The sequence below is a fragment of the Glycocaulis sp. genome, from assembly GCF_052168375.1.
Taxonomy (GTDB): domain Bacteria; phylum Pseudomonadota; class Alphaproteobacteria; order Caulobacterales; family Maricaulaceae; genus Glycocaulis.
The window spans coordinates 1-7,316 of record NZ_JBQLZR010000310.1 but is presented as its reverse complement, the minus strand read 5'-3'; the positions used below and the strand labels follow the sequence as shown (position 1 = coordinate 7,316).

Sequence of the window (7,316 nt, the reverse complement as noted above, 5' to 3'; positions counted from 1 at the left end):
TGAGGCGGAAGCCGCACTGGCAGTCGAGGAATGGAATAATCTCTATCCCGGTGAGCCGATTGCGCCCCTGACCGCACTGGAGCCGCAATTGGAGGCGGCGCGGGCGCGGGTCGTCTCCACGCGCGCAGACCTTGAAACCGCACGCCTCAACCTCGATCGCACGCGCCTGCGCCTGCCATTCGCGGGGCGTGTTGCCGAGACACGTATCGAGCTGGGTCAGACCTTGAGCCCCGGCCAGCCCTATGGCGAGGCCTACGCGCTCGACGCGCTGGAAATCGCCGTGCCCCTGAGCCCGGAAGACCTTGCCCGCATCGCACCGGCTACCGGGCGCGCGGTAGCTCTGTCCTTTGAAGCGGGCGCCGCGCCCGACATGACCGGCACGATAGTGCGCGAAGGCGCGCGTCTGGATGATCGCTCACGCCTCATCACCGTCTATGTCAGCCCGGACAATCCGGCCGCCCTGCGCCCTGGGCTCTTTGCGAATGTGGTTGTCGAGGCAGACCGTATCGAGAGCGCATTCAGCCTGCCGGCGGCCGCGCTCGCCGGCCTTGATCAGGTGCGCATCGTGCGCAATGACCGGATCGTAACGGTCGATATCGATGTGCTCGACCGCACCGAAGGCCGCGTCATTGCCGCACCGTTTGATGCAGGCGATGGCGTCATCGTCTCTCCGCTGCCGGAATCGGTTCTGAACGGACCGGTCGCCATATTGCCGGAGCGTGGCAATTGAGCGGCGCGCGGCCATCAGGATCGCCTGACACCCCTCCCGATCAGGGTCTGCCGGGCGCAGGCCTGATCCGCTGGTTTGCCGATAATCCGGTTGCGGCAAACCTGCTCATGATCCTTCTGCTCCTGAGCGGTGCGATCAGCGCTGCAACCATGCGCACGGAAGTCTTTCCGGCCTTCACCCCGCGCATCATCAGCGTCTCGGTTCTCTATCCGGGCGCAACGCCCGAAGACGTCCAGCAATCCATCACCCGGCGGATCGAGGAGGCGGTGATCGGCCTGGACGGCGTGCGCGAAGTGCGCGCCACGGCAGCTGAAAGCGTGGGCACGATCACGATCGAGCTGAATGAATTCGCCAATCCGCGCATCGTCCGCGACGATGTGCAGACGGCGGTTGATTCCCTTGTCAGCTTCCCGCCCGCCGACGCCGAACAGCCCCAGATACGCATTCCCCAGCCGACGACAAATGTCCTCACCCTTGTGCTGACCGGCGCGGTGGACGAGGCAGCCCTGCGCAGCGCCGCAGAGCAGGTTGAACGCGATCTGATGGCCATCAACGGCATCTCCACCGTGCAGCTGCGCGGCGTGCGTCCCTACGAGATTGCCATCTCGGTGTCGGAGGAGGCCTTGCGGGCCTATAATCTGACCTTTGGCGACGTGGCGCAGGCCCTGCGTGCCGCCTCGATTGATCTCTCCGGCGGCCAGATCCGCACCGATGCGGGCGAGTTTCTTCTGCGCACCAATGCGCGCGCGGAAACGGGAGAGGCCTTTGCCGATATTGTCCTGCGCGCCCAGCCGGACGGATCACGCATCCGGGTACGCGATGTCGCAACTGTCACGGACGGCTTTGCCGAAGACCCGCTGATAAGTTTCTATGACGGCCAGCCTGCGGCCTTTGTCGATGTGCAGCTTCGCAGCAATGAGGACCTGCTGCGCGTGCGCGCCCGGGCGATTGAATACGTCGATCAGGCCGTCCTGCCCGAAGGTATCTCGATCAGTGTGGCGAGCGACCAGAGCCAGGTCTTCCGGGACCGGGTCTCCCTCCTGGCCCGCAACGCGATTCTTGGCTTTACCCTGGTCTTCCTGCTGCTGGTGCTGATGCTCGACTTGCGCCTCGCCTTCTGGGTGGCGCTGGGTGTGCCGATCGCTTTCCTTGGCGGGTTCACCCTGTTCGGGGCCGCGGGCGTCACCTTGAACTTCATCACCACGTTCGGTCTCATCATCGTGCTCGGCATCGTGGTCGATGCCGCCATCGTGGTTTGCGAGAACACGGACCGCGAGCGCACCAAGGGCCGCTCCAACAAGGACGCGGCCATCGCCGGTGTGACCGGTGTGGCTGCACCTGTACTTGTCGGCGTCCTGACCACGGTTGCCGCTTTCGGGCCGCTGGTCTTCATCAGCGGCACATTCGGCGAGATCACGAGGCCCATCCCGATCCTCGTGATCTCCATCCTCATTATTTCGCTGATCGTGGCCTTCTTCGTGCTTCCAACCCAGCTCGCCGGCGGTTCCACCTGGTCGCGCGGGCCGATGCGGGCCATCCAGGAACGCGTTGACGGCCTGGCCGCCAATTTCGCCGACACCGTTCTTCGCAGCTGGACGCGCTTTGCCGGGCGGATGCGTTATCTCGTGGCGCTGGCGGGCTTCTGCGTGCTCATCGCCTGCTTCACGCTTCTCGGCACCGGCACGGTGCGCTTTGTCTTCTTCCCCAATATCGAAGCGGACCAGATCACCGCCAATCTGGCCCTGCCGACAGGGTCGCCCTTTGAAGCGACCCGGATGGCGGCCATGCGCATGCTGGATGAGGCCGAGGCCATGCAGGCCGAATATGCGGAGCGCGGCGAGCCGGTTTTTGAATCCATCTCGACCGTGATTGGCGGCCGGGCGAGCCTTTTTGGCGGTCCCGGATCGGTCAGTTCCACCACCATCGCCTCGCATCTGGCCCAGATCGAGATACGCCTTGTGCCCGCCTCGCAGCGCCGCCTGTCTTCCACCGAGCTGGAGCGCGAATGGCGCAGCCGTATCGGCACTCTCGCCGGGGTGGAGCGCCTGTCCTTTACCGCCTCTGCCGGGCCGCAGGATCCGGATATCGCCTATCAGCTCTCCCACCCGGACAATGCAACGCTCGAAGCGGCTGTGAACCAGCTCGTTTCGGGCCTGCGCGATATCGATGCCCTCAGCGGTATTGATAGCGGGTATGAGCTGGGCAAGCGCCAGCTCGACTTCGCCCTCACTCCGGCTGGTGATGCGGCTGGCCTGCGTGCCGCCGACATCGCCCGTCAGGCGCGGCAGGCCTTTTTCGGTGAGGAAATCCAGCGCATCCAGCGCGGCAGCGAGGAAGTGCGGGTCTTCGTGCGCTATCCGCAAGGCGAGCGCACCAGCCTTGACGATCTCTCCCGCTTCCGGGTGCGTGCCGCCGATGGCACGGCCATTCCGCTGACCGTTGCTGCCGACATCACCGAGACGCGCAGCGTTACGGCTATCAATTCGGTGAACGGGCGGCGCGTGATCGAGGTGACAGCCGATGTCGACCGTTCGATCCTTACCCCCGATGATGCCCGCGCCATCGTGGAAGAAGGCCCGCTGGCGCAGCTGCAAGCCGATTTCCCGCAATTGCGCTGGGAATTGTCAGGGGCGGGCGCCGACCAGGCAGAGGACTTTGCCTCGATCGGGCAGGGCTTCCTCTTTGCGATCATCATCATGTACGCCCTGCTCGCCACGCAGCTTGGCAGCTATGTCCAGCCGCTGGTTATCCTCATCGCCATTCCTTTTGGTGTGGGCGGGGCGATCTTCGGCCATTTCGTCATGGGCTATGACGTTTCCTTCCCTTCACTGTTCGGGATGGTGGCGCTGTCCGGCGTGGTGGTAAACGCCTCCATCGTCCTGATGGACCGCTATAATTTCAATGTTGCGCGGGGCTACACGCCTGCCGAGGCGATCTCGGAGGCGACGGCGCGGCGTTTCCGTCCGATCCTCATCACCACGCTCACCACCGCTTTCGGCTTGTTGCCGATCATGCTGGAGACGAGTCCTCAGGCGCAATTCCTGGTGCCCATGACCATCTCGCTGGGCGTGGGTCTGCTCTTCGCCTCGGCGCTCATCCTGCTTCTCTTGCCGGCCTTCGTGCTGATCGTGGAGGATCTGCGCGGGGTGAAGGTGCGCGAGGTCCAGCCCCATGCCGAGCCGGCTGAATAGGGCTGCGTGCACCGCCCCGGCTTGACCGCAGGCACAGGGAGGCTCACTTATCGCGGCCATGACTGCCCCCGGCCCCGACACCACGACTATTGAGCCTGCCGACCCGGCAGCGCCCGAGCGCGCGCCGGACGCAGAAGGCGTGGAAATCGTCACCTTCGGTTGCCGCCTCAATGCATGGGAAAGCGAGGTCATGCGCGATCATGCGCGCGAGGCCGGGCTGAAAGACGCCATCATCATCAATACCTGTGCTGTCACAAACGAGGCAGTGCGTCAGGCGCGCCAGACCATCCGCCGCATGAAGCGCGACAATCCGGGCGCGCAGATGATCGTTACAGGCTGCGCCGCCCAGATCGACCCCAAGCGCTTTGCCGCCATGCCGGAAGTCGACCGTGTGATCGGCAATGCCGAAAAGCTGCGCCCCGAAACCTTCAAGGCGACGGCCATTTCTGGTGGTGAGGCGGTGTCGGTCGGTGACATCATGGCCGTGCGCGAGGTTGCCGGCCATCTGGTCGACGGGCTTGAGGGCCGCGCACGGGCCTTCGTGCAGGTCCAGACCGGGTGCGACCATCGCTGCACCTTCTGCATCATCCCTTATGGCCGCGGCAATGCGCGCTCTGCGCCGGTCGGCGATGTGGTCGATCAGGTGCGCCGCCTTGTGGAGACCGGCCATACCGAAGTGGTGCTGACCGGCGTCGACATGACCAGCTGGGGCAGTGATCTGCCCGGCGCGCCCAAGCTCGGACGCCTCGTCAAGGCGGTCCTGAAGCTCGTGCCGGACCTGCAGCGCCTGCGCCTTTCCTCCATCGACGCCATCGAGATCGATGACGATCTCATGGACGTGATCGCCCGCGAGGAGCGCTTCTGCCCCTATCTGCACCTGTCCTTGCAGGCCGGTGACGACATGATCCTGAAGCGCATGAAGCGCCGCCATCTGCGCGGCGATGCCATCGCGCTCACGGACCGGCTGAAAGCCTTGCGCCCGGACATCGCCTTTGGCGCCGACCTGATCGCCGGCTTCCCGACCGAAACCGGGGAAATGTTCGAAAACTCGCTGAAACTGGTGGACGAGTGCCAGCTCGCCTATCTGCATGTCTTTCCCTACTCGCCGCGCCCGGGAACACCCGCGGCGCGCATGCCGCAGGTTGACGGCAGCATCATCAAGGAGCGCGCCCGCCGCCTGCGCGAAAAGGGCGATGCAGCGCTTGCCGCCCATCTCGCCTCGATGGTCGGGCGTGAGGAGGTCTTGCTGGTGGAAAAGGACGGGCAGGCCCGTGCCGGCAATTTCGCGCCCGCCCGGCTTCACACACCGGCCCGGCCCGGCGCCCTGGTGCGCGCGCGGATTACCGGCCATGACGCCACCCATCTCATCGCAGACGCGCTGGAGGCGGTATGAACTGGTTCGGCTTTGGCAGGAAAAAGAACAAGCCGGAGGCTGAAAGCCCGGCCGGCGCCCCGCCTGCGGCAGGGGAAAACCCGCCTGCGCCCGAAACGGAAAATCCTTTCCCCGGGACTGTGGATGAAACCCCTGCAGCGGAGGCACCACCGGCAGCCGATCCTGCGCCAGCGTCGCCGACGGCGCCTGACGCCGTGCCTGAGCCTGCTGTGCCCGCGCCGGTCACCGCCAAGCCGGAAGGCTTTTTCAAGCGGCTGGCGTCCGGCCTGTCGAAATCCTCCGCCCAGCTCTCCGGCGTGTTCACCCGGCGCAAGCTGGACCAGGACGCGCTCGACGAGCTGGAAGACCTGCTGATCGCCGCCGATCTGGGGGCGGCCACGGCGGCAAAGGTGATCGAGCGGCTGTCGCGCGACCGGTTCGACAAGGATGTCACCGATACGGAAATCCGCGAGGCGCTGGCAGACGTTATCACCGAGACGCTGTCGCCGTATCAGGCTCCGCTGGACATTTCCGGCGCCTCGCCGCAGGTGCTGCTGTTTGTCGGCGTCAACGGATCGGGCAAGACGACGACGCTTGGGAAGCTCGCGGTGAAGATGACGCGCGAGGGCGCGAGCGTCATCACGGCTGCCGGAGACACCTTCCGCGCCGCTGCCGTCGAGCAGTTGCAGGTCTGGTCGGAGCGCGCTGGCGCGCAATTCTTGTCGCGCCCCCACGGGGCAGATGCGGCAGGCCTTGCCTACGACGCTGTGCAGGAAGGCCGCCGCACTGGCGCCGATGCCGTCCTCATCGACACGGCAGGCCGCTTGCAGAACAAGGCCGAGCTGATGGAGGAGCTGCGCAAGATATTGCGGGTCATCTCCAAGGTGGACGACGCCGCCCCCCATCATGTCGTCCTCGTGCTCGACGGCACGGTCGGCTCCAACGCGATCTCCCAGGCCGAAGCCTTCATGGAAGCGGCGAAGGTTACGGGCATCGTGATGACCAAGCTGGACGGGACAGCAAAAGGCGGCGCCCTGGTTCAGGTTGCCGAAAAGTTCGCCCTGCCCATTCATTTCATCGGGGTGGGCGAGGGTGAGGACGACCTCCAGCCCTTCATCGCCCGCGATTTTGCCAGAGCGCTCGCCGGGCTCGACGCCTGATGGAGGTAAACGCGCTCGCCGCGCTCGCCATGGCCGGATCGGCCATAGCGCACTCGGTGATGACGCTCTTTACCAAGCAGGCAAGGGACACGCTGGTCTTTCGCGCGGTGACGGTGCTCCTGTGCGTGCCGGTCTGCCTGCCCATTGCGATCATCCTGCCCTTTCCCGGATGGGAGGTCTGGCGCTTCCTGCTTCTGGGCGCGGCCATCATCTGGGCGTTCAACATGTTCCTGATCGCCGCTTTCCAGCGCGGCGAGATGAACCTTGTCTATCCGGTCATGCGCGGCGCGGCGCCCGCCATGGCCGGCGTGTTTGCCTTCATCTTTCTGGATGAAGCGCTCAGCCTCATCGCCATTATCGGCCTTGCCACCGCCTCGGCGGCGATCATCGCCTTTGCCTGGCCGGAGCGTAACGGCGTGCCCAAGGCCGCAGCCCTTGCCTTTGCCCTTTCCGCCGCCGTGATGACGGCGAGCTACACGGTGGTTGATGCCTCCGGCGTGCGTGAGGCGGGCAATCCCATCCAGTATGCGGTCTGGTTCTTCATCCTTTCCGCCATCACCATGGGCGTGACGGCGATTGTCCGGCGCGGACGCCGCATCGTGACGGCCGCCCTGCAGGAGCTTCCCGGCGCCGCCAGAAGCGCCGGGTTCAATCTCGCGACCTACACGCTCGCCCTTTATGCCTATTCGGTTGCGCCCGTCGCGCCGATGGCGGCTTTGCGTGAAACCTCGATTGTCTTTGGCGCGATCCTTGCCGCCCTGGTGCTGAAGGAACCCTTCGGCCTGCGCCGCGGGGTTCTGGCCTTCATCCTTGCGGGCGGGCTCGCACTGCTGCAACTGGGGTGATGCTACTTTGCCGGGGTT

5 protein-coding genes are annotated in these 7,316 nt (G+C 65.4%); all 5 read left to right on the top strand.

Going from position 1 to position 7,316, the window contains the following annotated elements:
- The coding region (locus ACTS2Z_RS12865) for an efflux RND transporter periplasmic adaptor subunit (protein WP_442573612.1) at nt 1–730 on the top strand (730 nt) is incomplete at its 5' end.
- Nucleotides 727–3,921 (top strand): efflux RND transporter permease subunit, encoded by a 3,195-nt coding sequence (locus tag ACTS2Z_RS12860; RefSeq protein ID WP_442573611.1) that lies wholly within the window; start codon nt 727–729, stop codon nt 3,919–3,921. The genes ACTS2Z_RS12865 and ACTS2Z_RS12860, both read left to right, overlap by 4 nt.
- 58 nt (nt 3,922–3,979) lie before the next feature.
- Nucleotides 3,980–5,314, top strand: coding sequence for a tRNA (N(6)-L-threonylcarbamoyladenosine(37)-C(2))-methylthiotransferase MtaB (gene mtaB / locus ACTS2Z_RS12855; RefSeq protein ID WP_442573610.1), 1,335 nt, complete (start codon nt 3,980–3,982; stop codon nt 5,312–5,314).
- A 194-nt stretch (nt 5,315–5,508) separates the two neighbouring features.
- Complete coding sequence (ftsY, locus tag ACTS2Z_RS12850; RefSeq protein ID WP_442573609.1) at nt 5,509–6,453, top strand: signal recognition particle-docking protein FtsY; 945 nt, start codon at nt 5,509–5,511, stop codon at nt 6,451–6,453.
- Nucleotides 6,453–7,298, top strand: coding sequence for an EamA family transporter (locus tag ACTS2Z_RS12845; protein WP_442573608.1), 846 nt, complete (start codon nt 6,453–6,455; stop codon nt 7,296–7,298). The genes ftsY and ACTS2Z_RS12845 overlap by 1 nt, the downstream gene beginning before the upstream one ends.
- The last annotated feature ends 18 nt before the right edge of the window (nt 7,299–7,316 follow it).

Coding starts and splice junctions, on each gene's coding strand:
- mtaB (WP_442573610.1), top strand. CDS start 3,980: ATGACTGCCCCCGGCCCCGACACCACGACTATTGAGCCTGCCGACCCG.
- ACTS2Z_RS12845 (WP_442573608.1), top strand. CDS start 6,453: ATGGAGGTAAACGCGCTCGCCGCGCTCGCCATGGCCGGATCGGCCATA.